Below are 26,700 nucleotides of genomic sequence, written 5' to 3' on the forward strand. Positions count from 1 at the left end.
CAAGCTAGAGGATGTCGCAATGAAATTGATCTCAGCCATTATCAAGCCGTTCAAGCTTGATGACGTACGCGAATCGCTCTCTGATATCGGCGTGCAGGGCATTACGGTAACGGAAGTGAAAGGCTTTGGCCGCCAGAAGGGCCACACGGAGCTCTACCGTGGCGCGGAGTACGTGGTGGATTTCCTGCCCAAGGTGAAGCTGGAAGTGGCCGTCGACGACGATATGGCCGAGCAGGTAATCGACGCGATTACCCAGGTCGCCAATACCGGCAAAATCGGTGACGGTAAAATCTTCGTGATGCCGCTCGAGCAGGTCATCCGTATCCGGACCGGCGAAACCGGTAAAGACGCTGTTTAACCACGGTGAATGGTAAGGCGTGAACAGTGAGTCGCGCTGAATCGACAAAGCCCCTGTGGATAATATCCACAGGGGCTTTGTGCATAAGGCGACGATGACACGGGCTACGATTTTCTATTCACCCTTCACCTTTCACCCTTCGAACGAGGCTCACTTCTCAACGAAGGCGCGTTCGATGACGTAGTCGCCCGGCTCGCCCATACGCGGGGAGATGTTCAGGCCCAGCTCATCGAGCAGGGCGCTGGTGTCGTCCAGCATCGCCGGGCTGCCGCAGATCATGGCGCGGTCTTGGCGCGGGTCGATGGGCGGTAGGCCGGTGTCCTCGAACAGCTTGCCGGTGCGAATATGGTCGGTCAGGCGACCCATGGTGTGAAACTCTTCACGGGTCACCGTGGGGTAGTACACCAGCTTCTCGGCGATCTCTTCGCCCAGGTACTCGTGGGCGGGCAGCTCTTTGGTGATGAAGTCGGCGTAGGCCAGTTCGGAGACTTCGCGCACGCCATGTACCAGCACGACTTTCTCGAAGCGCTCGTAGACTTCCGGGTCTTGAATCAGGCTCATAAACGGCGCCAAGCCAGTGCCGGTCGAGAGCATATACAGGTTGCGGCCCGGCAGCAGGTCGTCGCACACCAGTGTGCCGGTCGGCTTGCGGCTGACCATGATCTGGTCGCCCACTTTCAGGTGTTGCAGGCGCGAGGTGAGCGGGCCATCCGGCACCTTGATGCTGAAGAACTCAAGGTGATCTTCGTAGTTGGGGCTGGCGATGGAGTAAGCGCGCATCAGGGGTTTGCCGTCCACTTCCAGGCCGATCATAACGAACTGGCCGTTCTTGAAGCGCAGGCTGCGCTCGCGAGTGGTGCGGAAGCTGAATAGGGTATCGTTCCAGTGGTGAACGCTTAGCACTTCTTCCAGGGCAAACTTGCTCATGCTAACTCCTCCAGGGGCAGCGAGGCCTAAGCCTTGCTCGCCATATTCCAAAAAAGAATAAAAAATAGCTCTATAGGTTGCTCTCAATTCTAAATAAGGGTGGTATATCTGTTAAGCAAATTATCTTGATAACGCTTATCTTTAAAATCGATATAGCCCTTTCGCGGACCACTCTACAGATAGGTTTTGGCCATGCACTACACCCTGCGACAGTTAGAAGTTTTCGTAGCCGTTGCTCAGCACGAGAGCGTTTCTCACGCGGCGCGCGCGCTGGCCATGTCGCAATCGGCTACCAGCACAGCGCTGGCGGAGCTGGAGCGCCAGTTCGATTGCCAACTGCTTGATCGCATCGGGAAACGGCTGAAACTCAACGCGCTCGGCTTCCAGCTACTGCCCAAGGCGGTGGCCCTGCTGGACCGCGCCGAGGAGGTCGAGGAGCTACTGCGGGGCCAACAGGGCGTGGGCGCATTGGACGTCGGCGCGACGCTCACCATCGGTAACTATCTCGCCACGCTGCTAATCAGCGATTTCATGCAGCGCTATCCCGGTAGCCGAGTGCGGCTGGCGGTGCGCAATACGCGGCATATCATCGAGGGCGTGCGCCAGCACTCGCTGGATTTAGGGCTGATCGAGGGGCAGTGCGATGACGACATGATCATCAGCCAGCCCTGGGTCGAGGATGAGCTGTGCGTGTTCTGCTCGCCGCGCCACCCGCTGGCAGGGCGGGAGCACCTGGAGCTGGATCAGCTGCTGCGGGAGGATTGGATCATGCGTGAGGAGGGCTCAGGCACGCGCATGACGCTGGAGCATGCCGCCCGCCACCGTCGCAGCCGGTTCAATACGCTGTTGGAGCTGGAGCATACCGAGGGCATTAAACGCGCGGTGGAGTCGGGATTAGGGATTGGCTGCGTGTCGCGGCTGGCACTGCGTGATGCCTTCCGGCGCGGCAGCTTGGTGCCGCTGCCCACGCCGGAGTTGGATCTCAAGCGCCAGTTCACGTTCATTTGGCATCGCCACAAGTACCTCACCACCGGCGTTCGGGAGTTTTTACGTCTCTGCCGGGAAATGACCGCCGGGGCCAAGCGCAGTGACGATATCCCGCTGCCACCGATACCCTAGCGGTTACACCTTGGCCTTTTCAGGGCTTGGCAGCGCCTGAGCCGGGTGCTGCGACGCCTCTAGCGTAAAGCCACCCACTAGCGCGGCCAGCTTGTCCGCTTGGTCTTTGAGCTGCTCTGCAGCGGTGGTGGACTCTTGCACCAGGGCGGCGTTTTGCTGGGTCATCTGATCCAGGTCGGTCACCGCGATGCTGACTTGGTTGATCCCGTCGTTCTGCTCACCGGCTGCCGTACTGATATCGCCCAGCATTTGGGTGACGCGAGTTACGCTATCGGCCAGCTCGTGCATGGCGGCGTCGCTGCTGCGCGAGGCGAGCTTGCGCACTTCATCGGCCACCACGGCAAAGCCGCGCCCGTGTTCGCCAGCCCGCGCTGCTTCTACTGAGGCGTTGAGTGCCAGCAGGTTGGTTTGGAAGGCAATGCTGTTCATCAGCAAGAGGCGGAAGAGCGTATCGAGTGCCATCCTTGAACCAGTAGAACAAAGATTCATGGTTAACGCATGACATGGCCGCCACCGCGAGCGCTGCGGCGGCCATGGAGGAGTGGCAGACGAGACGTTTAGAAGGTCTCTGACGTGCGCGGTAAGCGATCCTGCGGCGCTTGCAGCGCGGGTGATGCCGCGTTAGAGAGTTTGAAACTGCTGATCGTGCCGGTCAGGCGATCCGCCTGCTCTTTCAACTGCTCGGCGGCGGTGGTGGACTCTTCCACCATGGCGGCGTTTTCCTGGGTCATCCGGTCCAGCTCGGCCACGGCGATGTTGACCTGTTTGATGCCATCGCTTTGCTCGCTGGTTGCAGCGTTGATCTCTTCCAGTACGTCGGTTACGCGGGTGATGTGGTCTACGATATCCTTCATCGTGCTACCCGCATTGCGTACCAACGAGGTGCCGTTATTCACCTTGGCTTGCGAGTCTTCGATCAGTTTCTGGATATCGTTGGCCGCGTCGCTGCTGCGGCCAGCCAGTTTGCGCACTTCCTCTGCCACGACGGCAAAGCCACGGCCATGCTCGCCAGCCCGCGCTGCTTCTACCGAGGCGTTGAGCGCCAGCAGGTTGGTCTGGAAGGCAATGCTGTTCATCAGCGTGACGATCTCGCCAATCTTGTTGGAGGCGTCGGAAATATCTTCCATGGTGGTGACCACGTTCGACACCACCTGACCGCCCTCTTTCGCGACTTCGGTGGCCGCGTGGGAGAGCTTGTTGGCTTCCTGTGCTGAGGCCGCCGTGTGCTGCACGGTGCTGGTGATTTGCTCTACCGATGCGGAGGTTTGCTGCAGGCTAGACGCCGCGTTGTCGGTACGGCGGGAGAGGTCTTGGCCGCCCATGGCAATCTCGTTAGCGGCGTGGTGCACCGATTCGCTGCTGGTGCGCACATCGATTAAGACGTGCTCCATTTTGTTAACAAAGCGGTTAAAGGCGCTAGCGATTTGAGTGACTTCGTCGTTGCCTTCTTCTGGCAGACGCTGGGTGAGGTCGCCCTCGCCGGAGGCGATGTTATCCATCGCGTTGCGCACCCCCAGCAGGCGGCGCAGCAGCAGCGACAGCAGCAGCCCAAATACCACAGCGGTAATGGCCGCGACGATCAGCAGGGTAACGATGGACGTGGTGGCAATGGCGCGCAGGTCTGCGGTGGCCTCTGCTTCGTCTAACGCGACGACCAACTGCCAACCGCTGTTGCCGCCTACAGCACTGCCCATTAGCAGTTTATCGCTGCCTTGCAGAGCTAGCGGCTGTGGGGAGTCTGCCTGCACGATGCGAGTGAGGTCCGAAGGCGTGAGCGCATCGCTTAATACACTTGAAGGCTCCAGCGTCAGCGACTCATCCGGATGGGCAACCAGCGTGCCATCGTTGGTGGTTAGAAAGCCAAAGCTAGACGGTGTGGGGGAAATGCTGGCAACAATATCGATAACGTCAGCAATCGTAATATCGGCCCCAACCACAGCGGCTAGTTCGCCGTTTTGATAGAAGGGGCGAGCGAAGGTAATGATCAGGCCGCCCGTTTGAGCATCGACATACGGGGCGGTGATGATAGTGTCTTGCGCGTTCACCGCGCCTTGATACCAGGGACGCTGGCGTGGGTCATAATCGCTAGGGGGTTGCCAGCCGTCTGAGAAAATTCCCTCTGATGTGGACGGGTAAGCAATGTAAGCGGTCATAAAGTCGCCAGAATCGGCTAATTGTCGCAAGGCTTGTAGCGGCTCTTCGCTAACTGCAGTGTGTTCCATGCTGGCTAACATCGTGTAGCGCGCATTGAACCACTCATCGATGGCCTGTGTGTTTCCATTCACAACAGCGCTTAGGTTGCGATTAACCTGCTCACTATTGTGATGCTTTACAGTCGTGTAACTAGCAATGCCATTCACCGTTAAAGCCAACACAATAGCGATAAGGGCCGCTAGCAAGATACGTAAACGTAGGGAAGAAAACATAGTCGCTCTCGGGATCATCAGGGTTCATGATGGGTATCGGCGAGAGCGACTACGCCTTTAGTAAAAAGCAGGAAAAAAAGTTAGTAAGCGCTAACTGTAGTGTTAACGAAGATCGCTGACCGCGTTCTGAATATCAGCCATGGACGCTTTGCTGAGGTCTTTCGAGAGCGTGTGGGTGACCAGCTTCTGCGTGGGGTTATCGAGCTTCTCTTTGAGCAGCCCCAAGAACTTGGGAGGCGCGACCATGATCAGCTTGTCCATGCTGTTGTCCACCCGCGCAGTGTAGAGTCGCTGGGCGACTTCTTTGGCAAACAGCTCGTTTTCATGTTGGGAGGCCGCGCCTTCCTCGCCGGATGAGCGCGATGACGTTGACGTAGACTCATGAACATCGGCACCGCGGCGGTCCGTGATCAAGTCGCCTTCATGCAGCCTGCCTGCAGCGTGTACCAAGCTCTCCTGCTCGGCGAGGTGAAGTGCATCACGGGTGAAGATACGTGCCCGAGCGGCGTCGGCTACCACGATATAGGTGGTCATTGTCATACGTCCTCCATGTCATTGATTACCCTTTAACCATGGCAACCGTTCCGTGTTTGGTCAAACACGGTTTTCATAGAGAAAAGAGCATGGATATAGACGACTCACGTCATCATTGGCGAAACCGCTATCTGCTGATGCGCCACGGCCATAGCCAGGCTAACGCACAAGGCACCATCATCAGCTCCCCCGAGCGAGGGCTGTTGGCGTATGGGCTGTCGCCGCAGGGCGAGCAGCAGCTGGCAGATACCGTCGCACGGTGGCACTGGCCGGTACCCACACAGGTCGTGCATTCGGACTTTTTACGCACCACGCACACCGCCGCCCGAGTGGCCGCCGCGTTTGGGTTGGAGATGCAAAAAGAGGAGCGCTTGAGGGAGCGCCACTTTGGTGAATTGGAGGGCAAGGCGGATAGCCACTACCCGGAGGTGTGGGCCTTCGATGCCCAGAACGCCGACCACACCCAGTGGCAGGTGGAGCCGGTCAAGCGTGTCGCGGCGCGCATGGTCGCTGCGCTGGAAGCGTTGGAGCAACGCTTTGAGGGTGAAACGGTGCTGGTGGTCAGCCACGGCGACCCCCTGCAAATTCTGCTCACGGCGCTGGCGGGCAAGCCGCTGACGAAGCATCGGGAGCAGCCTGCGCTACTGCCTGCCAGCATTACACTCGTGGGTGGTTAAGCGCCCGCTTTGGGAGGAATCCAGGCGATCATATCGACTTCGACATCCGCGCCGCCCGCAAGCCCGGTCACGCCAATGCAGGTGCGGGTGGGCAGTGGTTGTTGGAAGTAGCTGGCGTAGACCTGATTCACTTCATCGAAGTGGCCCATATTGGTGATGAAGACCCGCGACTGAACCACGTATTCGAAGCTACTGCCGACCTCTTCCAGCACGATGGCCAGATTCTGCATCACCCGGTGGGTTTGCTCGGTAAACGTGCCCAGCAGCATCTCGTTGGTTTCCGGCACCGTGGGCATTTGGCCGGTGATGAAGACCAGGTCGCCCACCCGGCAGGCGTGTGAGAACGGGGCAATGGGCTGCGGTGCGCGGTCAATGAAGAGCTTTTCCATGATGACTCACTTGTTGTGATGTTGTGGCGTAGAGGGTCCATGAAAATGGGCCTCACTGGAGGCCCACGTTCAGTACATCGTGGCACTGGAGACAGGATTAGTGCCCCAGAATCTGGCTCAAGAAGAGCTGGGTGCGCTCGGATTGCGGATTATTGAAGAACGGCTCGGGGGCGTTCTCTTCGATGATTTGCCCTTGGTCCATGAAGATGACGCGGTCGGCCACGGTCTTGGCGAAGCCCATCTCGTGGGTAACGCACAGCATGGTCATGCCCTCTTCGGCCAGCTCGATCATGACGTCCAGTACTTCCTTGATCATTTCCGGGTCGAGGGCCGAGGTCGGTTCGTCAAACAGCATGACGTCCGGGTGCATGCACAGCGAGCGGGCAATCGCTACCCGCTGCTGCTGGCCGCCGGAGAGCTGGCCGGGATACTTATTGGCCTGCTCGGCAATACGCACCCGCTCCAGATACTGCATGGCCATGGCTTCGGCCTCTTTGCGGGGCTTCTTCTGTACCCACATTGGCGCGATACAGCAGTTTTCCAGCACCGTGAGGTGAGGGAACAGGTTGAAATGCTGGAATACCATGCCGACGCTGCGGCGAATTTGCTCGATGCGCTTGACGTCTTGGGTCAGCGGCACGCCACCCACCACGATCTCGCCTTTTTGGTGCTCTTCTAGGTGATTGATGCAGCGGATCATGGTGGATTTGCCCGAGCCAGAAGGCCCGCAAATGACGATCCGCTCGCCGCGTTTCACTTCCAGGTAGATATCCCGCAGCACGTGAAAATCGCCGTACCACTTGTTGACGCCGCGCATTTCGACCATCAGATCCGAAGTGCCGGTGCCAGGGTTATGGGAAGCTGCTTGTGTCATGTCACTATCCTGCTAAAAAATCGTTGATAAAAGCGGCGTTAGCGCTTGTGGCCGGTATGCAGCTTGCGTTCTAGGTACTGACTGTAGCGCGACATGCTGAAACAGAAGATCCAGAACATGAAGGCGGCAAACACGTAACCTTCCAACGAGAAGCCTAACCAGCGTGAGTCGGCCAGTGCCGCTTGCACGATCCCCAAAAGGTCAAAGAGCCCGATAATCATGACCAGGGTGGTGTCTTTAAACAGCGAGATAAACGTATTCACGATGCCGGGAATCATCATCTTCAGCGCTTGGGGAAGAATGATCAGCCCCATGCGCTTCCAGTAAGTCATGCCGAGCGCTGCCGCGGCCTCTTCCTGGCCTTTTGGAATCGCCTGCAAGCCGCCACGAATGACCTCTGCCATATAGGCGCTCTGGAACAGCGTTAAGCCGATCAGGGCACGCACTAGGCGGTCAACGCTCATATCGGAGGGCAGGAACAGCGGCAGCATGACCGAGGCCATAAACAGCACGGTGATCAGCGGCACGCCACGCCAGAACTCGATAAAGATGACGCAGAAGCTCTTGACGATGGGCATGTTCGAACGCCGCCCCAGGGCCAGCACGATACCGATCGGCAGCGCGCCTACCATGCCCACGGTGGCCAGCAGCAGGGTCAGCATCAGGCCGCCCCAGCGATGGGTCGGCACACGCGGCAGGTCGAAATAGCCGCCATGCAGCAGCACGTAGGCGATCACGGGGAAGCCGACCAGCGCAAACACGGCCACCCAGCGCTTGAAAGGCAGCTTGGGAATCGCCAGCCAGGCAATCAGGGTGAAGAACCCGGCAAAGACGATATTGGCACGCCAGATTTCCGAGCGCGGGTACAAGCCGTAGATGAACTGGGTGAAGCGTGCGTTGATGAACACCCAGCAGGCGCCTTCCCGGGAGCAGTCTTCGCGGGAGGTGCCTACCCAGTCGGCGTTGATGAACGCCCATTGCACCGTGGGAACCACGAGCAGGTAGAGAATATACAGGCCGATCAGAGTAAAGATCGTGTTGATCGGGCCGTTGAACAGGTTGCTGCGTAGCCATGCCACAGGGCCCACGGAACTGCTGGGCGCCGGCTTTGGCTCGATCATCGTTCGGTTGTGAATCATGGGAATGCCCTCGCCAACGGCCTAGCGTTCAACCAGCGCCACACGGGCGTTGAACCAGTTCATGAACATGGATACCAGCAGGCTGATCGTCAGGTAGACCGCCATGGTCATGGCAATGACCTCGATGGCTTGGCCTGTCTGGTTCAGCGTGGTCCCTGCAAACACCGATACGAGGTCCGGATAGCCAATGGCCGTAGCCAGCGACGAGTTTTTGATCAAATTCAGGTATTGGCTGGTGAGCGGGGGGATGATGACCCGCAATGCCTGAGGAATGATGACGAGGCGCAGCACCAGGTTGCGCGGCAGACTCAGTGCCTGCGCCGCTTCGGTTTGGCCATGTGAAATGGCCTGAATACCGGAGCGCACGATCTCGGCAATGAACGACGCCGTGTAGATCGAGAGTGCGAACCACAGCGCCAGAAACTCAGGAATCACCGTGATGCCGCCGCGGAAGTTGAAGCCACGCAGCTCGGGCATTTCCCAAGTAATGGGTACGCCAGTGGCCAACATGACCAACAGGGGCAGCCCAAAGATCAGTGCAAAGGAGATCCAGTAAGCGGGAATTCGCTGCCCCGTGGCTTCCTGACGGCGTTTTGCCCATATCACCAGCGCAATACTGGCCGCGATGGCGATCACAAAGGTGACAGGAATCAGCCCGAAGCCCGATTCGAACAGCGGCTCAGGTAGATAAAGCCCGCGTACATTAAGAAACACGGCTTCGCCAAACGCCAGGCTTTCCCTCGCGCTGGGGAGCGCCCGCAGCACGGCAAAGTACCAAAAGAAGATCTGCAGCAGCAGCGGGATATTACGAAACGTTTCGATATACGCCGCCGCCAGTTTGGCGATCAGCCAGTTGGGCGATAAACGGGCGATACCGACAATGAAGCCAATGATGGTGGCGGCAATCACGCCTAGCCCGCCCACCAACAGCGTATTCAGTAGGCCAACGAAAAAGGTGCGGCCATAGGTGCTTTGGGAAGAGTAGTCGATCAGACTCTGAACGATCCCAAAACCGGCGGTATTACTCAGGAAGCCAAAACCTGTGGTGATACCCCGTGAGGAGAGGTTGTCTTGCACGTTGCCGACGATATAGAACAAAAAGGCGATAACAGCGGCGATGAGCAGACATTGGAAGATGAGCGCACGTTTGGCGCGGTCTCGCCAGAACGGTGGCTTTTGGCCAACGGGGCGAGCGTTAGGTCTTACGGACATGGGTGGCGTCTCCGCGATACGGAAGGTCAATCAAATGGCCCGCCATGACCAAAAAGGTGGCGGGCCGGGGTCAAGCGAGACGCTTAGCGAATCGGCGGTGCGTACTGGAAGCCGCCTTGGTTCCACAGGGCATTGACACCGCGTTCGATTTCCAGCGGTGAACCCATACCTACGTTGCGCTCGAAGCTTTCACCGTAGTTACCCACTTGGCTCAGGATGTTATAGGCCCAGTCGGCGTCAAGACCCATGCCTTCACCATAGTTGCCGTCCTGGCCGAGTAGACGCGCTACGTCCGGGTTATCGGAGCTGAGCATCTCTTCAGCGTTTTCGCTGGTGACGCCGTACTCTTCACCGTTGATCATAGCGAACAGCGACCACTTCACGATGTTGAACCACAGATCGTCACCCTGACGCACGACCGGACCCAGCGGCTCTTTCGAGATGACATCCGGCAGAATCATGGCGCCCGCCGGGTCGTCGAGCTGAATGCGCAGGGCCGCCAGCTGAGAAGTGTCAGACGTCAGAACGTCACAGCGGCCAGCCTGGAAGCCACCTACGGTTTGCTCGGAGGTATCGAAAACGATGGGGTCGAACTCCATGCCGTTGGCACGGAAGTAATCAGCCAGGTTCAGCTCGGTAGTGGTGCCTGATTGAATACAAATCGCCGCGCCATCCAGCTCGGCCGCGCTGGTGATACCCAGGTCGCGAGAGACCATGAAGCCCTGGCCGTCGTAGAAGTTAACGCCGGTGAAGTTCAGACCCAGCGTGGTGTCACGGGTGGTGGTCCAGGTGGTGTTACGAGAAAGGACATCCACTTCGCCGGACTGAAGGGCAGTGAAGCGCTCAACGGCGTTCAGGGAAATGTAGTTAACGGCGTCCGCATCGCCCAGTACGGCGGCAGCCACGGCACGACATACGTCAACGTCCAGGCCCTGCCATTCGCCGCTATCGTCCGGCGCGGAAAAACCTGGCAAGCCATCACTAACGCCACACTGTACGGCACCGCGAGAGCGCGTTTCTTCTAATGTGTTCGCTTGCGCGGTAGCGATACCGGCCAGCGTAATTGCACCCGCAGAGGCAAGCAGTACCAGGTGTTTCTTATTAATCATGTTTGTTCCCCTTCCTCGATTTAATGTCATTATGCATGGTGATGCATCATTAAAAGCTAGCAAGGAAGGTGCCAAGAAAGATATGTCGGCAAATTCAGCGCTTTTCAACGTAAAATCAGCGGATTTGACGAAGGTAGTGGTGCAAAAAAGTAGGCCAGCAGCTACGCCATGCGCTTTTTTGGTGCGCAGCCGCTGGCGGAGGTCGGTGGCTAGTCGCTTAGCGTGTTAGCGAATGGGCGGCGCGTACTGAATGCCGCCATCTTTCCAAAGCGCGTTTAAGCCTCGTGCAATCTTAAAATCAGAGCCTGTGCCCACGTTGCGATCATAAATATCCGCGTAGTTACCTACCTGTTTGACGATTTGGTAGGCCCAGTCCGGCTGTAGGCCCATGGCTTCGCCAAAATCACCATCTTGGCCGAGCAAACGCATCACATCTGGGTTGTCTGAGCTTAGCTGCTCATCCACGTTGGCTTGACTGACGCCCAGCTCTTCGGCATTCAGCATGGCAAATAGCGACCACTTCACGATGTTGAACCACTGGTCATCCCCTTGGCGCACGGCGGGGCCCAGCGGCTCTTTGGAGATGATCTCCGGCAGCACCACGGCCATATTGGGGTCGGCCAGTTGAATGCGCTGGGCGTAGAGCTGCGAGGCATCCGAGCTCAATACGTCGCAGCGGCCTGCTTCGAAGCCCGCAATCGACTGTTCAGGTGAATCAAACACCACCGCATCATAGGTCATGTTGTTAATGCGGAAGTAGTCGGAAAGGTTGAGTTCGCTGGTGGTGCCTGACTGAGTGCAAACAGCCGCCCCATCCAGTTCTTTTGCGCTCTGTACGCCGAGGTCGCTGGCCACCATAAACGCCTGGCCGTCGTAGTAGCTGACGCCAGTGAAGTTCATCCCGAGGGTGGTGTCGCGGCTGGAGGTCCAGGTGGTGGTGCGGGAGAGCACGTCCACCTCGCCAGACTGCAGTGCGGCAAAACGCTCCACCGAGTCTAACGGTACGAAATTGACTTTGCTGGCATCACCTAGCGCGGCAGCGGCAATGGCGCGGCACACATCGGTGTCCAGGCCGCGATATTGGTCGTTATCGTCCAGCGATGAGAAGCCGGGCTGGGCGGCGTTAACGCCGCAGCGCACGCTGTCGCGCTCTTGAATGGCCTCAAGGGTATCGGCCATGGCCGTGGCAGGTACCCAGAGGGTCGGGGCTAATAGAGTGATTCCCAATCCTAACCAACGCGTTGTAGTCATTTATTATTCCTTAACGTCGAGCGCAGCAACTCCTGCGCATAAAAAAGGCCGGGCAGAGCCCGGCCTGATACATAGCGGAACCGCGAAGTTATGCGAACGCTTTACGCATAAAGGGCGGCAGCGCCAGGGCACCACGGTGGGCATCTACTGTGTAGTACTGTAGCGGCATTTCGTGGCTGGCGGCAGCCTCTTCTCGGAAGCTTTCAACGTTGGTGCTTTTGCCTGCCAGCGTCACGCTCCACCAGCCGGAAGGGTACACCGGCTGGGGGAAGGGCAGGGTGGCTACGCTATCAAAGCCTGCTTCGCGCATGTCGTTACGCAGTTCGCGGATGATTGAGCCGCTATGATACAGCGGTGACTCACTCTGCTGCACCATCACCCCGCCGCTTTTCAGAATGCGGTGGCAGCGCTTCAAAAAGTCGGTTTTGAACAGGCCTTCGGCAGGGCCTACCGGGTCGGTGGAGTCGATGATCAGCACGTCGATGCTCTCGTCGGCGGCGTCGTCGACCCATTTCACGCCGTCGGCAAACAGCAGCTCGGCGCGTGGGTCGCCGTTGGCTTCCACGAGTTCGGGGAAAAAGCGCTCGGCGGCCTTGGTGACTTCCTCGTCGATATCGATCTGGGTGACCTTCTCGACGCCCGGATGGCGCAGCACTTCTTTCAAGGTGCCGCAGTCGCCGCCACCAATGATGACCACCCGCTTGGGGTCCTGATGGGTGAACAGCGCCGGGTGGGCGATCATTTCGTGATACAGGAAGTTGTCGCGGTCGGTGAGCATCACGCAGCCATCCAGCACCATCAGGTTGCCGTAGGTTTCGGTGGCGTACACTTCCAGGTGCTGGTAAGGGCTTTGCACATCCAGCAGTTTTTCAGAAACTTTCAGCGAGAAAGCGCTACCGTGGCTATCAAAGACTTCGGTAAACCACTGGTCGTCGCGTAGGTCGCTCATTGCTTGGCTCCTGGGCATGAGTCGTTCGATTGAGTCGGAATGCCCTGATGGTACTGCGGGCTTAAGTCGTGCAGCGCCTCCATAAAGGCGGTGACATGATCAGGGTTGGTGAACTGGCTGATGCCGTGGCCCAAGTTGAACACGTGGCCCGGGCCGTGGCCGTAACTCTCCAGCACGCGGGCAACTTCGGCGCGAATGGCGGAGGGGCGAGCAAACAGCACGTTGGGGTCTAAATTACCCTGCAGGGCGACTTTATGGCCTACGCGGGCGCGGGCGTCGGACAGCTCGGTGGACCAGTCGATGCCCAATGCGTCGGCACCGGCACAGGCAATGTGCTCCAGCCACTGGCCACCGTTCTTGGTGAACAGAATGACCGGTACGCGACGGCCATCGTGCTCGCGGATCAGCCCGGAGACGATCTGCTCCATGTAGCGCAGCGAGAACTCCAGGTAGGCCGGTGTGGACAGCGCGCCGCCCCAGGTATCAAAAATCTGTACCGCCTGGGCACCGGCGCGGATCTGGGCATTCAGGTAGTCGGTGACCGCTTGTGCCAGGGTGTCCAGCAGCTGGTGCATGGTGTCCGGCGTGTCATACAGCATGGTTTTTAAGTGGCGGAAGTCTTTGCTGGAGCCGCCTTCAACCATATACGTTGCCAGCGTCCAGGGGCTGCCGGAAAAGCCGATCAGCGGCATGCGGCCGTTCAGCTCGCGGCGGATCGTGGAGACCGCCCGCATCACGTAGTCCAGGTCGCGCTCGGCGTTTGGCACGGTCAGCGCGGCGACTTCTTCGGCGGTGCGTACGGTCTTCTTGAATTTGGGGCCTTCGCCGGTTTCGAAGTAGAGGCCCAGCCCCATGGCATCGGGGATGGTCAAAATATCCGAGAACAGAATGGCAGCGTCGAGCGGGTAGCGCTCCAGCGGCTGCAGGGTGACTTCGCAAGCCAAGTCATGATTGCGGCACAGGTCCATAAAGCTGCCTGCGTCGGCGCGGCTGGCGCGGTACTCCGGCAGATAGCGGCCGGCTTGGCGCATCATCCACACCGGAGTGCGGTCAACGGGCTGGCGAGCCAGCGCGCGAAGAAAACGGTCGTTTTGCAAAGGTGTGGTGGTCATAAACACTTGCTCTTGAGAAATTTGCCCGCATTGTAAGGGAGTCATCGTACCTGAAGATAGGAATTGTACGTGAAGATAGCCGGGGGTGGCGGCGCAAACCGTGGCAAAAATCGTCGCACCCCGCTAAGACCGTGAGGCCTGCGCGGCTTCCTGGTAAACTGTCCGCCCACTTCGCCAACACTGGTGTGGTTAACTGGTTTGGTTAATCAGCGAGGAACCCTGTGACCATTCGCTTCATTGCTGCCTCTCGGCTGCCCACTCCCTGGGCCACATTCACCATGCATGGCTTCGAAGACGACGCCACGGGTAAAGACCATATCGCCCTAACGTTGGGCGATGTGAGCGGCGGCGAGCCGGTGTTAGGGCGCGTGCACTCTGAGTGCTTAACCGGCGATGCGCTATTCTCGATGCGCTGCGACTGCGGCTACCAGCTGCAAGAAGCGCTAAAGCGTATTGCCGAAGAGGGGCGCGGCGTGCTGCTCTATTTACGCCAGGAAGGGCGTGGCATTGGCCTGCTCAATAAAATTCGCGCCTATCATCTGCAGGACCAGGGCGCCGATACCGTAGAAGCCAACGAGCAGCTCGGCTTTGGCGCCGACATGCGCCGCTACGACCTCTGCGTGCCGATGCTCAACCACTTGGGCATTACCGCGCTCAAGCTGATGACCAACAACCCCCGCAAGGTGGATGCGCTAACCCGCGACGGCGTGAACGTCGTCGAGCGTCTGCCCATTACCACCGGTTTAAACCCCCACAACGAACAGTACCTCTCCACCAAAGCGGGCAAGCTCGGCCACATGATGGTGCTGGATGACTTTACCCAAGCCAGCGATGTGGATATCGAGCGTAAGGGATGACGGTGGCTGTGTGAGAGTGTTGAATTAAGCTTTTGTTAAATGTTAATTAAACATTGGAATACCATCGCGGCGGCAGAGGTGCGGTTTTCCACCCCTAGTTTGCGAAAGATTTGCTCTAAATGTTTATTGACCGTGCGCGGGCTGAGTTCGAGGATTTGGCCTATTTCACGATTTGTTTTGCCTTGGGCGATCCAGAGCAGCACTTGTGATTCACGCTTTGTAAGCCGCAGCTGCTTTTGTAATAGCAGGCTTTCGCTATCTCCTTCTTGATGTAACAAGCGGAATAAGTGCTCATTGGTAACTGATTCACCCAAATATCTCAATCTTAAGGCGTTATGAGGCAGCGGCAGGGCTAACTGATCGCCGCTTCGCGGTAGTCGGTTTAGCCAGCGTCGGATGTGCTCGGCAAGCTCTTCGTGTGGTTTGGCCAAATTTTCTTCAGTAATGTTGATCCACTCTTCTGCTTGGGGCGTACCCCATAGCCATCTACCTTGTCTATCTGTTGCGAAAGAGGCTTGCCCCAGCTTATCCAGGGCTGTCTGAGTGCTTTGGGCCAGGCGGGCATTGTTGAGATGCACGCGAATGCGCGCCACCAACTCCTTTGGCCGAATAGGTTTGGTCATATAGTCCACGCCACCCGCTTCAAGCCCACGCACCACGTCTTCAGTATCGGTGAGCCCGGTCATAAATATGACGGGAACGTTGGCTAAGGCGGGGTGTAACTTCAACGCACGACACGCCTCGAAACCATCCATTGCTGGCATTAAGGCATCCATCAGAATTAAATCCGGGGTCATTTTTTCGGCAATGGAGATTGCCTGCTCTCCGCCCATCGCCACTAATGCTGTCAGTCCTGACTGCTCTAAGGCTTGGTGGATCATGCCTAGGGAATCGGCGGAGTCATCTACTACTAACACTACATCCTTGCGCTCAATTGTTGTCATAGCGATTTCTTCAACAAATGTGAGATTTGGTGAAAGTTAAAACGATCTAAAGCACTTTCTAATTCCTCCGACAATGAAGGGCTAATACGTCCGTCGACTTGGGCAGTGCTTAAGCAGCTACGTAAACCACTTAAATGACCGATGTCGGCCAGCGCCAGCATTTCCTCACGCAGGGAGGCCTCTATATGAGTAGGCATTGTCGTTGAAACCGTTGTTGAACCCGACATTGAGTCAGTCAGCGAAAACGTCGCTGGTCTGTCCAATACAGTAGCTGCCGAGCTCAAGGTGTTAGCTTGATGCTGCCATTGCAGCTGTAGCTGCCGCGCTAGGGTATCGAGTAAGGCGCCTTGCTTGAATGGCTTGATCAAGTAGTCGTTGTGTAGCCCTTCTCCAAGTGCGTTCAATTGGCTCTCCCGTGCGTTAGCGGAGAGCATCACAATAGGCCCCTGAAACCCTTGTTGGCGGAGCAGTCGTGCGGTTTGCCATCCGTCGGTATGCGGCATAGCGATATCCAGCAGTATCAGGTCGGGTTGGGAGTGATTGGCCAGTGGCAAGCTGGTGATTCCATCGGGTGCTTCCAACAGGGTGAAGCCAAGCGGTGTCAGCATGTCGCTAATCAAGCCCCTGTGAGAGGGGTCATCATCAATTACCAATAGAGTTCGGCGCTCACCTTTATACCCTTTAACGATTTGACTGGGTGACCGAACAAGCTCCAAGGGCTCGATGCTTGAAAGCATTACCGAAAGCCGAAATTCACTTCCGCTTCCCGGCGTGCTAACTACCTGGAGATCCCCCCCCATGATGTCGGTCAACAGTTTGGTAATTGTCAGGCCTAACCCGGTGCCGTTGGCGATGGGAACGCCGGGTTTGCGCACCCGTTCAAAGGGTTTGAAAATACGCTGAATATCCTCCTCTTCTATACCTACACCAGTATCGTGAATAGTGAATTCCGCCACTTGATTGCGGTAGCGGAAGTTCAGCGACACCTGGCCATGGTTAGTAAATTTGATGGCGTTGGAAAGCAAGTTGATGAGTATTTGGCGCAGGCGTTTTTCGTCGGTGATGACCCATTCAGGAATGCGGCCTTCGCTGGTAAAGGTAAAGTCGATGCCCTTTTCTTGAGCTTGGAGGCGAAACATTGCGACAATTTCATCAATCAGCGCGCTGACTCTGACCTGGTTGCGATACAGTTCCAGTCTACCCGCTTCAATTTTGGAGATTTCCAATAGCCCTTCGATCAAGTCAGACAGGTGTTCCGTGCTGCGGCGTATGATGGCGACCGCTTTGCGCCGTTCTGGGGGAATAGTGTCATCGTGTTCCAGTAATTGGGCATAGCCAAAAGCGGCATTGAGCGGAGAGCGAAGTTCATGGCTCAAACTGGTTAGATAGCGGCTTTTGGCCTGATTGGCTGCTTCAGCTAGCTCTTTGGCTTTTTGTAGTTCCCGATCGGTCTTCTCATGGGCATCGATTTCTTCCAGCAGCATGCGTGTTTGGCGATGAGATTCTTCGTGAGCGACGACGCGGCTTTCGCTGGCCAGCACAAAGAGCCAAGCTACTACGCCGCTGACAATCACAAAAATGGCAAATATTTTAGCCAGTGTGGTCGCCATCAAGGCTTCCACCTCCATAGAAAGGGTGGGAAGCTGATAAAAAACTAGAATCAAGAACCCCGCAATCACCAGAGTGACTAGCATCAATAGACTAGCGAAATGGCCCATTCGAGAGTTGAAATGCTTGAGTATACGATTAGGGAGCAGTGTGCCCAACCAGTCCATTAATTGCTCCTGAAAGGTAGCGTGCTGCTTGCATGCATCGTTGCAGCGAGCGTCCAGAGAACAGCAGAGTGAACAGATAGGGGCATTATAAGCAGGGCAAAAGGCCATATCTTCACTATCGAAATGGTGCTCGCAAATGATACAGGCTTGGCCTTGGAGGACCATCTGGGGTTCTGGGGGGCGAGCGATGTAATAGCGCCCCTTGGTCAACCAAGCGATGGTGGGAGCGCAGATGAACGCGGTCAACAAAGCCAAAAAGGAAGCCAGTGCTGCTGCCGTGTCGCCCCAGAGCCCTGCCCTGGCGGCGAGTGCAACGGCTGTTGCCAAGAGCATTGCGCCAAACCCTACAGGATTGATGTCATAAAGATAAGCGCGCTTGAATTCGATATGGCGTGGGCTAAGCCCTAATGGTTTGTTGATGACTAGATCGGCTACTAGCGCTCCTATCCAGGCCATGGCCACCATCGCGTAGTTGGCTAAAATGACTTCAAACGCACGGTAAATGCCGATCTCCATGAGTACCAGTGCGATCATGACATTAAATAGTAGCCAGACCACGCGCCCTGGGTGGCTATGGGTAAGGCGTGAGAAGAAATTGGACCAAGCGATGGAGCCCGCATAGGCATTGGTGACATTAATCTTAAGTTGGGAAAGTACAACGAAAATACCTGCCAGTGCCATCAAAGTGGCAGGATGCGTGGTGACATGACTAAATCCTACCAAGTACATATGCATCGGCTCTTGAGCTAGCTCTGTGGCCAAGCCGTGGTGGAGTGCGAGTACCGCCAGCAACGAGCCTGCCAATGCTTTTAGAGCACCAATGATGATCCAGCCTGGGCCACCGGCGAGCACTGCGGTCCACCAACGCAGGCGTTTACCCGGCTGTGCTTCGGGAATAAAGCGTAAGTAGTCGACTTGCTCGCCAATTTGGGCAACCAGTGAAAACATCACCGTGGTCGCCGCTCCGAACAGTAATAGATCGAACCCTTGAGGGCCTACAATGGTGTTGTCGAATGCCAACCAGCGTGGGAGAGAGTCGGGATCCTGAAATAGGATAAAAATAAAGGGAGTCAGCTGCAGAATAATCCAGAGTGGCTGAGTCCAAACCTGGAAACGACTAATGTAAGTAAAACCATGGGTGACGATGGGGATCACCACCAGAGAGCTGATGACATACCCCAGGGTGAGCGGAACGTTGAACAGCACTTCTAGTGCCATCGCCATGATGGCGGCTTCTAATGCAAAAAAGATGAAAGTGAATGTCGCGTAGATGAGCGACGTCAGCGTCGACCCCAGATACCCAAACCCAGCGCCGCGAGTGAGTAGGTCGATATCCACCCCATAACGGGCCGCATGGTAGCTGATCGGAATGCCGAGCAGGAATATCACGACAGTGACGGCGGCGATGGCGGCAATAGCATTGACGATGCCGTAGTTGAGGGTGATTACCCCGCCAATCGCTTCCAGAGCCAGAAACGAAATCGTTCCTAGAGCCGTTAGGGCAACACGTTTAGCGCTCCAGCGCCGGGCAGACTTAGCGGTAAAACGTAGCGCAAAATCTTCTAGCGTTTGGTTAGCCACCCATTTGTTGTAGTTGCGTCTCACCGGGAATATGCGTTGTTTTGTGGTCGTCATGGCGGGCCTTTGTGTTGGCCAATCATTATCGGCCAGTAGGATGGGATGCTCTCTTCTCTTAGTCTCTTAACGCTCAAAATTGAAAAGAATCATGCAAATTCCATGCCATGGACGTGTTGATGAGTTTAAATGGTTGGTTAGTGGCTAGGTATGGGGTAAATGACGTAGTGGTCTGGTGTATTCCCCGCATGGTGGCTTCAATAAACGCTCCCCATACTCGTTCGTGAGGAATCAATAAGGTTCTTTCTCTGACAGGGGGCTCACCATGATGATGAAGAAACACACAACGTTTTCGCACTTGCGGCGCTCTTTACTGACCGGCATCGTAGCGCTACCACTCGCGCTTAGCCTATCGTCCAAGGCGTTAAGTGCACCACCCACTGAAGAGGTTAATACCACTGGTCTTGCGGTGACTGACGATACGGTTCATGTGGGTATCCTTCACTCACTGACAGGCACCATGGCGATTAGCGAGACCGGCTCGGTTGAAGCTGAGCAGCTGGCTATTGAGCAGATCAACGCACAGGGCGGTGTTTTGGGCCGTCAAATTGTGCCAATTATTGAAGATGGCGCTAGCGATTGGCCGACTTTCGCTGATAGAACGCGGAAGTTGCTCACTCAGGATAATGTGCCCGCCATCTTCGGTGCTTGGACATCGGCTTCGCGCAAGGCAATGCTACCGGTGCTCGAGCGTGAGAATGGTCTGCTCTATTACCCCACTTTTTACGAAGGGCTAGAAGAGTCACCTAATGTGATTTATACCGGCCAGGAGGCCACCCAGCAGATACTGGCAGGCATCAACTGGGCATGGAATGAACAAGGAGCGCGAACATTCTATCTGATTGGTTCGGATTACATCTGGCCGCGTACCTCAATGAAAATTGCCCGTATTCATATCGAAGAAGTGCTTGGCGGGGAAGTGCTGGGTGAAGATTACGCCCCGTTAGGCCACACCTCCTTCGGCTCCAACATCAACCGCATTCGCCTTCGCAAGCCGGACGTCATTTTCGCAGCAGTAGTCGGTGGAAGTAACGTTGCTTGGTTTCGCCAGCTTAATGCCGCAGGCATTAATGCGGACAACCAAACGTTGCTGACCATTTCGGTCACTGAGGATGAAGTGCTCGGTATTGGTGGTGAGAACGTCGAAGGCTTCTACTCCTCCATGAAATATTTTCAGAGCCTAGATAACGAAAATAACGCTGACTTTGTGGAAGCGTTCAAGGAGCGCTGGGGTGAAGACAGCGTTATCGGAGACGTTTCACAAGCCGCCTATCTGGGGCCTTGGCTATGGAAGGCAGGGGTCGAGAAAGCGGGCAGCTTTGACGTAGACGCTGTTTCTGCTGCCATGGCCGATATTGAATTGACGACAGCGCCGGAAGGCTACGTAAAGGTGCACCCGAACCGCCACCTGTGGAGCAAAACGCGCATAGGTCGTTGGAACGAAGATGGTCAAGCCACCGTCGTGTGGGAGTCTGACCTGGTCGAACCCAACCCCTTCCCAGAAGGTTATCAATAAGCTTCGCTTCACATCACGGCGGTGAAAGCCGCTGTGATGTCGATGATGTTGCCGGATATTGATTTTTATAACGGGGGAGGCAGCCATGAGTGGATTTAGTACTCAAGAGCTATTAGCAATTTTTGCCATGCAAGGCTTTGCTGGCGTGAGCTTTTTTAGTGTTTTGCTACTGATGGCCCTAGGTCTGGCCATCATCTATGGCCAGATGCGCGTGATCAATATGGCGCACGGTGAGTTTATGGTCATCGGCGCTTACGCCACTTACCTGTGTTCTATCACTCTGGGTGCCTTGCCAGGGATGACTGATTACTATCTTTTCTTCGCTATCCCCATCGCCTTTGGTAGCGCTTTTTTGGTTGGCTATGTCGTCGAGATAGCACTCATAAGGCATCTTTATCATCGCCCCCTGGATACTTTGCTAGCCACCTGGGGCTTGGCCTTGATTATGCAGCAAGGGTTTCGGTCTGCTTTTGGGGCCCGAGAGGTGAGCGTACTAGTGCCGGACTGGCTACGTGGCTCTTACCGGCCCACCATGATGATTGATATTCCACTCAACGGTATCGCCATCCTGGTACTTACCCTGCTGGTAACAGTAGGCGTGTGGTGGTTCCTCTTCCGCTCACGCTGGGGGCTGCGAGTGCGCTGCACCACGGCCAACCGGGATATGAGCGGTGCGGTGGGTATTAATACCAAGCGTGTTGACCGTGTCACCTTTGCGCTGGGCTGCGGTATTGCCGGTATTGCTGGCGCTGCCTTTACCACCATTTCTTCCACCGGCCCAACCAGCGGTTCGCTGTATATCGTTGATACCTTCCTGGTGGTGGTGTTTGGAGGCGCGGGAAGTCTGGTGGGCACGATCGCGTCGGCCTTCTCTATCGCTCAGGCCCAGTCACTTATGGAATTCTTTCTGGGCTCCTCCATGGCCAAAGTACTCACGCTGCTGACGGTGATTGGCATTCTGCTGTTGCGCCCTGAAGGGCTTGTGGCTAGCAAGGTTCGCCGCTAAGGAGTCCCATCTAATGAACAAACTTTTCCATTTCTTTCAGGATCGTCACGCAGGCTTAGGCAGCATTCTGCTACTGGCGGTCGTCCTGATGGTGGTTATGCCGCTTGTGTTTGATATCTACCGCCTTAACTTGGCAGGACGTTACCTGACCTATGCTTTTGTGGCACTCGGCCTAGTGCTTTGCTGGGGGTATGGTGGAATTCTAAGCCTGGGACAGGGTATTTTCTTCGGTATCGGTGGCTATGCCATGGCAATGTTTTTGAAGATTGAAGCCTCTGACCCGGAAAGCACCAGCATCCAGACTACGCCGGGCATACCCGACTTTATGGACTGGAACCGTATTACTGAATTGCCGTGGTTCTGGGTTCCTTTCAATAGTCTGACGTTTACCATCATTGCTGTGTTGGTGCTGCCTGCGGCTTTTGCCTTTTTGATTGGTTTCGCCATGTTCAAACGGCGTGTCAGTGGCGTTTACTTTGCCATTATCACCCAGGCCCTTGCGGTAGTGCTGACTATCCTGATTGTCGGCCAGCAGGGCTATACCGGTGGTATTAATGGAATCACCGATCTGCGAACCTTGATGGGGTGGGATATTCGCGATGATAGCGCCCGCTACCTGCTGTATTACCTAAATGCTATTTTGCTAATCGGTTGCCTGCTGGTTGGCCGCTGGGTACTCAACTGCAAATACGGCCGTATTCTGACCGCCTTACGTGACAAGGAGGAGCGGGTGCGCTTTTCCGGCTACGACGTGGCCAACTTTAAAGTGTTCATCTTTTGCCTTGCCGCGTTTATTTCCGGTATCGGTGGCGCGATGTTCACCCTGCAGGTGGGCTTTATGTCGCCCTCCTTCATCGGCATTGTGCCCTCCATCGAGTTTGTGATTTTTGCCGCAGTAGGTGGGCGCCTATCACTAGTAGGAGGCGTTTACGGCGCGCTATTGGTCAGTTTTGCCAAAACCATGTTCGCCGAGGCCTACCCACAGCTTTGGCAGTTCTTGATTGGTGCCGTTTTTATCCTGGTGGTGTTAGTGCTGCCCTACGGATTGGCCAGTATTTACGGCCGCTTTGGTCAACACCTGCGCGCCTTTTTTGAACCCTGGCTCGGCGAAAGAAAGGCTCACCCGTCTGATTCAGGCGATGGATTTCAAGCGCCATCGCCAGAGGCGCTGCAGGAGAAAAGGCCATGAGTTCTAACACCAATTTTATGCTCGCCATCGAAAATCTAACGGTCTCTTTTGATGGTTTCAAAGCCATAGAAGATCTGAATTTTTATATGGATGAGAGTGAGTTAAGAGTGATTATTGGCCCTAACGGCGCAGGTAAAACCACGCTGCTGGATATGATTTGCGGCAAAACCCGCGCCAGTGAAGGGTCGATCAAGTTCAGGGGAAAAGAGCTTACCCGAATGCATGAGCATCGCATTGTCTGGGAGGGCGTAGGTCGTAAGTTTCAGACTCCTTCTATCTACGAGGAATTGAGTGTCTTTGACAACCTCGAAGCTTCTTACCCGCGGGGTCGAAGCGTCTTTGGCGCCTTGGCGTTCAAGCGTGACGAGGAAGTGCTCCAGCGTATCCATGAAGTGGCCGAAGAGATCCAGTTAGAAACGCGTCTTGATGATCTGGCGGGATTGCTTAGCCATGGCCAAAAGCAGTGGCTGGAGATTGGCATGCTGCTCATTCAAGACCCAAAGCTATTAATGCTGGATGAGCCGGTAGCGGGAATGAGCGTAAGCGAACGCGAAGCAACGGCGAAGCTTTTGCGTAAGATTTCCCAAGGGCGTTCAGTCATCGTGATTGAGCATGATATGGAGTTTGTCGCCTCTCTGGGCGGCAAAGTGACGGTGCTGCATCAAGGCAAGATTCTGGCCGAGGGCGACATGCAGTCAGTCAAGCAGGATAAGCGCGTCATTGATGTTTACTTGGGCCACTAAAAGGAGGCTATCCACATGCTTGAAGTCAACGATTTACGCGTTAGCTATGGCCAGAGCGAAGTGATTCACGGTATCAATCTTGCCATGAATCAGGATGAAACCTTAGCTGTCATGGGCCGTAATGGCATGGGCAAGACAACACTATTTAAAGCCTTGATGGGGGTGCTGCCAAGCGGGGAGGGCAGCATTTGTTTGGAGGGTCAAGAGCTGATTGGCCTGCCCGCCCATAAGCGTGTCGCCGCAGGTTTAGCCTATGTTCCCCAGGGGCGCATGATTTTTCCCAACCTCACCGTGATGGAGAACATCGAATCTGGGCTCGAGACCGCAAAAAGTCGCAAAGTGCCCCGAGAGATATTTGATCTATTCCCGGTATTGCTGGATATGCGCAACCGCAAGGGGGGTAACCTCTCTGGCGGTCAGCAGCAGCAACTTGCCATCGCCCGGGCATTGGTTACCGAGCCCAAGGTATTGCTGCTTGATGAGCCTACCGAAGGTATTCAGCCCTCAATCATCAAAGAGATTGCGCGGACGCTTAATGAGATTCGCGAGATGAAAAAGATTGCCATTCTGGTATCCGAGCAAGTGCTCAGTTTCACCATGGAGATTGCCGATCGGCTCACGGTCATTGAGCGGGGCGAGCTTATTCACGAAGAACCCCGTGCCACCGCCGATCAAGCCAAGATTGCCAGTTATCTGTCGGTTTGATTTTGCTTTTTAATCAATCGTTTTTATCAGTATTCAACAAGCAAAGGAGTGAACTTTATGCGTCATGGCGATATTTCCAGCAGTGCCGATACCGTCGGTGTAGCTGTGGTCAACTACAAAATGCCTCGCTTACACAATCGTGAGGAAGTTTTAGAGAACGCTCGCAACATCGCTGAAATGATCAAGGGTATGAAAGTCGGTTTGCCTGGAATGGATCTCGTCGTATTTCCCGAGTACAGCACGATGGGCATCATGTACGACAACGAGGAAATGATGGCCACTGCCGCAACTATCCCAGGGGATGAGACGGCAATTTTTTCAGCAGCCTGTCGCGAGGCGAATACTTGGGGCGTGTTTTCTCTTACCGGAGAGCGACATGAAGATCACCCTCATAAGGCACCGTACAACACACTGATATTGATCGATAACCAAGGTGAAATCGTGCAACGTTATCGCAAGTGCATTCCTTGGTGTCCCATCGAAGGTTGGTACCCAGGAGATACCACCTACGTTACGGAAGGCCCGAAGGGTATGAAACTTAGCCTAATCATCTGTGATGACGGTAACTACCCTGAAATCTGGCGCGACTGCGCCATGAAGGGAGCCGAGCTGATCGTGCGTTGCCAGGGCTATATGTACCCTGCCAAAGAGCAGCAGGTGTTGATGTCTAAGTCCATGGCCTGGGCCAACAACTGTTATGTGGCGGTGGCGAACGCCAGCGGTTTTGACGGGGTTTATTCCTATTTTGGCCACTCAGCGATCATCGGCTTCGACGGTCGTACTCTCGGCGAGTGTGGCGAGGAAGACATGGGCATCCAGTTTGCTCAGCTATCGATCAGCCAGATTCGTGATGCCCGTGCCAATGACCAATCGCAAAACCATCTGTTCAAGCTGTTGCACCGAGGCTATTCAGGTGTTCATGCATCAGGGGATGGTGACAAGGGTATCGCCGATTGTCCTTTTGATTTCTATCGCACCTGGGTGATGGATGCCCAGAAGGCGCAGGAAAACGTCGAGGCGCTAACGCGCAAAACGATTGGCGTTGCCGAATGCCCGGTGGGTGAATTACCCGTTGAAGGCAAGGAGCGTGGCGCAGGGCACGATTCACACTGAAAGGCCTCAAGGCCCAGGGGGAGTAACAAATGCCCTTTATTAATGATCGTCTGGAGGAGAGTCGTGCAATCGCTGGTCTAGAACACGTAGAGAAGGCCAAGGAGAGGCCTTCACGCTTCCGTTTTGACCCTGCAAGGGTAATGCAGCGATTGCGTGAACGTATTGTCGGCCAGGAAGAAGTACTAGATGCCATGGAAGCAATGTTGTACGTGGTCAAGGCTGATATCGGTGCCGAGGAACGCCCATTAGCCGTTAATCTTTTCCTTGGCCCCACGGGGGTGGGCAAGACCGAGACGGTACGACTGCTGGCTGAGGCTATTGCTGGTCGCGCAGATGCGCTGTGCCGTATCGATATGAACACACTGGCTCAAGAGCACTATGCGGCGGCATTGACGGGTGCCCCCCCGGGTTATGTAGGGAGCAAAGAGGGTCATACCCTGTTTGATATTGATGCTATTCAAGGCAGTTACAGTAAACCCGGTATCGTGCTATTCGATGAGTTGGAAAAAGCCTCGAAGGAGGTAGTGCGTAGCCTGCTTAACGTCATGGACAGTGGCCAGTTAGTACTATCGGGCGGCACACGGAAGATCGACTTTCGTAACACACTTATTTTTATGACCAGCAATATCGGTGCTAATGACGTGGTGGCCTATCGTCAACGCTTTGAGCAGGGTTGGCGGCGTTGGCTAAGGTTACAGCCAAGTAAAGAATCTTGGGTACAACAGCAGGCGCTAAAGCGTCATTTCGACCCTGAGTTTCTCAATCGTATAGACCGCATATTGCCTTTCGAGAAGCTGGATGAGAACTGGTGGTCGTCCCTGCTGGATATCGAGCTAGCGAAACTTGATAAACGCCTAGCTAAACAGCAAATCACGCTGCACCTAACCGACGATGCACGAAACTGGTTGTGCGAAAAACGCGACCCACAATTTGGCGCTCGCGATTTAGCTCGAAGGTTGCGCGTGACGCTAGAGCCAGCGCTGGCTAGCGCTCTGTTGAGGCATCCGGATAAGCAGTTATACCAAGCCAGCATCAACGAAAAGCATACTCTTAGCGTTTTGCCGATCACCACTCCATAGATTTTTATACGTCATATAACGTAGTGCCCGTGGTGCATTAGCTTATGGCTGCCTGAGTAACG

At 55.7% G+C, this 26,700-nt stretch carries 24 protein-coding genes and 1 pseudogene; 11 read left to right on the top strand and 14 right to left on the bottom strand.

What is annotated here, in order from left to right:
* Positions 1–19: 19 nt before the first annotated feature.
* Entirely contained in the window at positions 20–358 is a 339-nt protein-coding gene (gene glnK, locus AC13CN_RS10225; RefSeq protein WP_009098335.1) for a P-II family nitrogen regulator, read from the top strand.
* 150 nt (positions 359–508) lie between these two features.
* On the opposite strand, the gene AC13CN_RS10230 is transcribed toward glnK, so the two are convergent.
* Positions 509–1,285, bottom strand: coding sequence for a ferredoxin--NADP reductase (locus tag AC13CN_RS10230; protein WP_044629891.1), 777 nt, complete (start codon positions 1,283–1,285; stop codon positions 509–511).
* Between the two features lie 192 nt (positions 1,286–1,477).
* On the opposite strand from AC13CN_RS10230, the gene AC13CN_RS10235 reads away from it, so the two are divergent.
* Entirely contained in the window at positions 1,478–2,404 is a 927-nt protein-coding gene (locus tag AC13CN_RS10235) for a LysR family transcriptional regulator (protein WP_044629892.1), read from the top strand.
* Positions 2,405–2,407: 3 nt separating this feature from the next.
* Here the strand turns inward: AC13CN_RS10235 and AC13CN_RS10240 are convergent.
* The 3 genes and pseudogenes from AC13CN_RS10240 to AC13CN_RS10250 form a co-directional block, all read right to left on the bottom strand.
* Positions 2,408–2,824 (bottom strand): annotated as a pseudogene (locus tag AC13CN_RS10240) (methyl-accepting chemotaxis protein); the annotation flags it as partial.
* A 137-nt stretch (positions 2,825–2,961) separates the two neighbouring features.
* Positions 2,962–4,830 (bottom strand): methyl-accepting chemotaxis protein, encoded by a 1,869-nt coding sequence (locus tag AC13CN_RS10245; RefSeq protein WP_253027516.1) that lies wholly within the window; start codon positions 4,828–4,830, stop codon positions 2,962–2,964.
* 102 nt (positions 4,831–4,932) lie between these two features.
* Positions 4,933–5,364, bottom strand: coding sequence for a host attachment protein (locus AC13CN_RS10250; protein ID WP_044629926.1), 432 nt, complete (start codon positions 5,362–5,364; stop codon positions 4,933–4,935).
* A gap of 89 nt (positions 5,365–5,453) precedes the next feature.
* Between AC13CN_RS10250 and AC13CN_RS10255 the strand changes: the two genes are divergently transcribed.
* A complete protein-coding gene (locus AC13CN_RS10255) occupies positions 5,454–6,041 on the top strand; it encodes a histidine phosphatase family protein (RefSeq protein WP_228219191.1) in 588 nt (195 codons plus the stop codon).
* Here AC13CN_RS10255 and AC13CN_RS10260 read toward each other — a convergent pair.
* The 8 genes from AC13CN_RS10260 to hemE all read right to left on the bottom strand — a co-directional run bounded on the left by AC13CN_RS10260 (position 6,038) and on the right by hemE (position 14,076).
* The gene (locus tag AC13CN_RS10260; RefSeq protein ID WP_083023016.1) at positions 6,038–6,430 is read right to left on the bottom strand and encodes a RidA family protein; all 393 of its coding nucleotides are present in this window, start codon (positions 6,428–6,430) and stop codon (positions 6,038–6,040) included. The two genes, AC13CN_RS10255 and AC13CN_RS10260, sit on opposite strands and share 4 nt — an antisense overlap.
* Positions 6,431–6,527: 97 nt before the next feature.
* Complete coding sequence (locus AC13CN_RS10265; protein ID WP_463004171.1) at positions 6,528–7,256, bottom strand: amino acid ABC transporter ATP-binding protein; 729 nt, start codon at positions 7,254–7,256, stop codon at positions 6,528–6,530.
* Between the two features lie 86 nt (positions 7,257–7,342).
* Positions 7,343–8,443: an amino acid ABC transporter permease gene (locus tag AC13CN_RS10270; protein WP_483053131.1), complete on the bottom strand. Its 1,101-nt coding sequence runs from the start codon at positions 8,441–8,443 to the stop codon at positions 7,343–7,345.
* Positions 8,444–8,464: 21 nt separating this feature from the next.
* On the bottom strand, positions 8,465–9,655 hold the full coding sequence (locus AC13CN_RS10275; RefSeq protein ID WP_289073437.1) for an amino acid ABC transporter permease: 1,191 nt from the start codon (positions 9,653–9,655) through the stop codon (positions 8,465–8,467).
* A gap of 83 nt (positions 9,656–9,738) precedes the next feature.
* Positions 9,739–10,764, bottom strand: coding sequence for an amino acid ABC transporter substrate-binding protein (locus AC13CN_RS10280; RefSeq protein WP_483053132.1), 1,026 nt, complete (start codon positions 10,762–10,764; stop codon positions 9,739–9,741).
* A 225-nt stretch (positions 10,765–10,989) separates the two neighbouring features.
* Positions 10,990–12,015, bottom strand: coding sequence for an amino acid ABC transporter substrate-binding protein (locus tag AC13CN_RS10285; RefSeq protein ID WP_483053133.1), 1,026 nt, complete (start codon positions 12,013–12,015; stop codon positions 10,990–10,992).
* 88 nt (positions 12,016–12,103) lie between these two features.
* Positions 12,104–12,964, bottom strand: a complete 861-nt coding sequence (gene speE, locus AC13CN_RS10290; protein WP_287836899.1) for a polyamine aminopropyltransferase — start codon at positions 12,962–12,964, stop codon at positions 12,104–12,106.
* Positions 12,961–14,076 carry a uroporphyrinogen decarboxylase gene (gene hemE, locus AC13CN_RS10295; protein ID WP_016915400.1) on the bottom strand — a complete coding sequence of 372 codons (1,116 nt, stop codon included), beginning with the start codon at positions 14,074–14,076 and terminating at the stop codon, positions 12,961–12,963. The genes speE and hemE overlap by 4 nt, the downstream gene beginning before the upstream one ends.
* 221 nt (positions 14,077–14,297) lie before the next feature.
* Between hemE and ribA the strand changes: the two genes are divergently transcribed.
* Entirely contained in the window at positions 14,298–14,933 is a 636-nt protein-coding gene (gene ribA, locus AC13CN_RS10300) for a GTP cyclohydrolase II (RefSeq protein ID WP_089674704.1), read from the top strand.
* Between the two features lie 35 nt (positions 14,934–14,968).
* Here ribA and AC13CN_RS10305 read toward each other — a convergent pair whose 3' ends face one another.
* Positions 14,969–15,877: a response regulator transcription factor gene (locus AC13CN_RS10305; RefSeq protein ID WP_172416670.1), complete on the bottom strand. Its 909-nt coding sequence runs from the start codon at positions 15,875–15,877 to the stop codon at positions 14,969–14,971.
* Positions 15,874–19,287: an ATP-binding protein gene (locus AC13CN_RS10310; protein ID WP_213262653.1), complete on the bottom strand. Its 3,414-nt coding sequence runs from the start codon at positions 19,285–19,287 to the stop codon at positions 15,874–15,876. Before AC13CN_RS10310 ends, AC13CN_RS10305 begins: the two co-directional genes overlap by 4 nt.
* 265 nt (positions 19,288–19,552) lie before the next feature.
* Here AC13CN_RS10310 and urtA point away from each other — a divergent pair, with 265 nt between their 5' ends.
* From urtA to AC13CN_RS10345, 7 genes are all read left to right on the top strand, one after another.
* Positions 19,553–20,803 carry an urea ABC transporter substrate-binding protein gene (urtA, locus tag AC13CN_RS10315; protein WP_228168781.1) on the top strand — a complete coding sequence of 417 codons (1,251 nt, stop codon included), beginning with the start codon at positions 19,553–19,555 and terminating at the stop codon, positions 20,801–20,803.
* 85 nt (positions 20,804–20,888) lie between these two features.
* Positions 20,889–21,809, top strand: a complete 921-nt coding sequence (urtB, locus tag AC13CN_RS10320; protein ID WP_058579776.1) for an urea ABC transporter permease subunit UrtB — start codon at positions 20,889–20,891, stop codon at positions 21,807–21,809.
* A gap of 13 nt (positions 21,810–21,822) precedes the next feature.
* Positions 21,823–22,998, top strand: coding sequence for an urea ABC transporter permease subunit UrtC (gene urtC / locus AC13CN_RS10325; protein ID WP_058579777.1), 1,176 nt, complete (start codon positions 21,823–21,825; stop codon positions 22,996–22,998).
* Positions 22,995–23,741, top strand: a complete 747-nt coding sequence (gene urtD / locus AC13CN_RS10330; protein WP_058579778.1) for an urea ABC transporter ATP-binding protein UrtD — start codon at positions 22,995–22,997, stop codon at positions 23,739–23,741. Before urtC ends, urtD begins: the two co-directional genes overlap by 4 nt.
* A 15-nt stretch (positions 23,742–23,756) precedes the next feature.
* Entirely contained in the window at positions 23,757–24,446 is a 690-nt protein-coding gene (gene urtE / locus AC13CN_RS10335; protein WP_058579779.1) for an urea ABC transporter ATP-binding subunit UrtE, read from the top strand.
* Between the two features lie 57 nt (positions 24,447–24,503).
* Positions 24,504–25,559 carry an aliphatic amidase gene (locus AC13CN_RS10340; RefSeq protein WP_172416668.1) on the top strand — a complete coding sequence of 352 codons (1,056 nt, stop codon included), beginning with the start codon at positions 24,504–24,506 and terminating at the stop codon, positions 25,557–25,559.
* Positions 25,560–25,588: 29 nt separating this feature from the next.
* Positions 25,589–26,638, top strand: a complete 1,050-nt coding sequence (locus AC13CN_RS10345; protein WP_058579781.1) for an AAA family ATPase — start codon at positions 25,589–25,591, stop codon at positions 26,636–26,638.
* Positions 26,639–26,700 lie beyond the last annotated feature (62 nt).

The sequence above is a fragment of the Vreelandella sp. L-25 genome (assembly GCF_056857535.1).

Excerpts from the sequence above, each read along its gene's own strand:
- urtC (WP_058579777.1), top strand. The coding sequence starts at position 21,823 with ATGAACAAACTTTTCCATTTCTTTCAGGATCGTCACGCAGGCTTAGGC.
- AC13CN_RS10305 (WP_172416670.1), bottom strand. The coding sequence starts at position 15,877 with ATGACAACAATTGAGCGCAAGGATGTAGTGTTAGTAGTAGATGACTCC.
- AC13CN_RS10280 (WP_483053132.1), bottom strand. The coding sequence starts at position 10,764 with ATGATTAATAAGAAACACCTGGTACTGCTTGCCTCTGCGGGTGCAATT.
- AC13CN_RS10285 (WP_483053133.1), bottom strand. The coding sequence starts at position 12,015 with ATGACTACAACGCGTTGGTTAGGATTGGGAATCACTCTATTAGCCCCG.
- urtB (WP_058579776.1), top strand. The coding sequence starts at position 20,889 with ATGAGTGGATTTAGTACTCAAGAGCTATTAGCAATTTTTGCCATGCAA.
- speE (WP_287836899.1), bottom strand. The coding sequence starts at position 12,964 with ATGAGCGACCTACGCGACGACCAGTGGTTTACCGAAGTCTTTGATAGC.
- AC13CN_RS10340 (WP_172416668.1), top strand. The coding sequence starts at position 24,504 with ATGCGTCATGGCGATATTTCCAGCAGTGCCGATACCGTCGGTGTAGCT.
- AC13CN_RS10345 (WP_058579781.1), top strand. The coding sequence starts at position 25,589 with ATGCCCTTTATTAATGATCGTCTGGAGGAGAGTCGTGCAATCGCTGGT.
- AC13CN_RS10250 (WP_044629926.1), bottom strand. The coding sequence starts at position 5,364 with ATGACCACCTATATCGTGGTAGCCGACGCCGCTCGGGCACGTATCTTC.
- hemE (WP_016915400.1), bottom strand. The coding sequence starts at position 14,076 with ATGACCACCACACCTTTGCAAAACGACCGTTTTCTTCGCGCGCTGGCT.
- AC13CN_RS10265 (WP_463004171.1), bottom strand. The coding sequence starts at position 7,256 with ATGGTCGAAATGCGCGGCGTCAACAAGTGGTACGGCGATTTTCACGTG.
- urtA (WP_228168781.1), top strand. The coding sequence starts at position 19,553 with ATGATGATGAAGAAACACACAACGTTTTCGCACTTGCGGCGCTCTTTA.
- AC13CN_RS10245 (WP_253027516.1), bottom strand. The coding sequence starts at position 4,830 with ATGTTTTCTTCCCTACGTTTACGTATCTTGCTAGCGGCCCTTATCGCT.
- AC13CN_RS10230 (WP_044629891.1), bottom strand. The coding sequence starts at position 1,285 with ATGAGCAAGTTTGCCCTGGAAGAAGTGCTAAGCGTTCACCACTGGAAC.
- urtE (WP_058579779.1), top strand. The coding sequence starts at position 23,757 with ATGCTTGAAGTCAACGATTTACGCGTTAGCTATGGCCAGAGCGAAGTG.
- glnK (WP_009098335.1), top strand. The coding sequence starts at position 20 with ATGAAATTGATCTCAGCCATTATCAAGCCGTTCAAGCTTGATGACGTA.
- AC13CN_RS10270 (WP_483053131.1), bottom strand. The coding sequence starts at position 8,443 with ATGATTCACAACCGAACGATGATCGAGCCAAAGCCGGCGCCCAGCAGT.
- urtD (WP_058579778.1), top strand. The coding sequence starts at position 22,995 with ATGAGTTCTAACACCAATTTTATGCTCGCCATCGAAAATCTAACGGTC.
- AC13CN_RS10275 (WP_289073437.1), bottom strand. The coding sequence starts at position 9,655 with ATGTCCGTAAGACCTAACGCTCGCCCCGTTGGCCAAAAGCCACCGTTC.
- AC13CN_RS10310 (WP_213262653.1), bottom strand. The coding sequence starts at position 19,287 with ATGACGACCACAAAACAACGCATATTCCCGGTGAGACGCAACTACAAC.
- AC13CN_RS10260 (WP_083023016.1), bottom strand. The coding sequence starts at position 6,430 with ATGGAAAAGCTCTTCATTGACCGCGCACCGCAGCCCATTGCCCCGTTC.
- AC13CN_RS10235 (WP_044629892.1), top strand. The coding sequence starts at position 1,478 with ATGCACTACACCCTGCGACAGTTAGAAGTTTTCGTAGCCGTTGCTCAG.
- AC13CN_RS10255 (WP_228219191.1), top strand. The coding sequence starts at position 5,454 with ATGGATATAGACGACTCACGTCATCATTGGCGAAACCGCTATCTGCTG.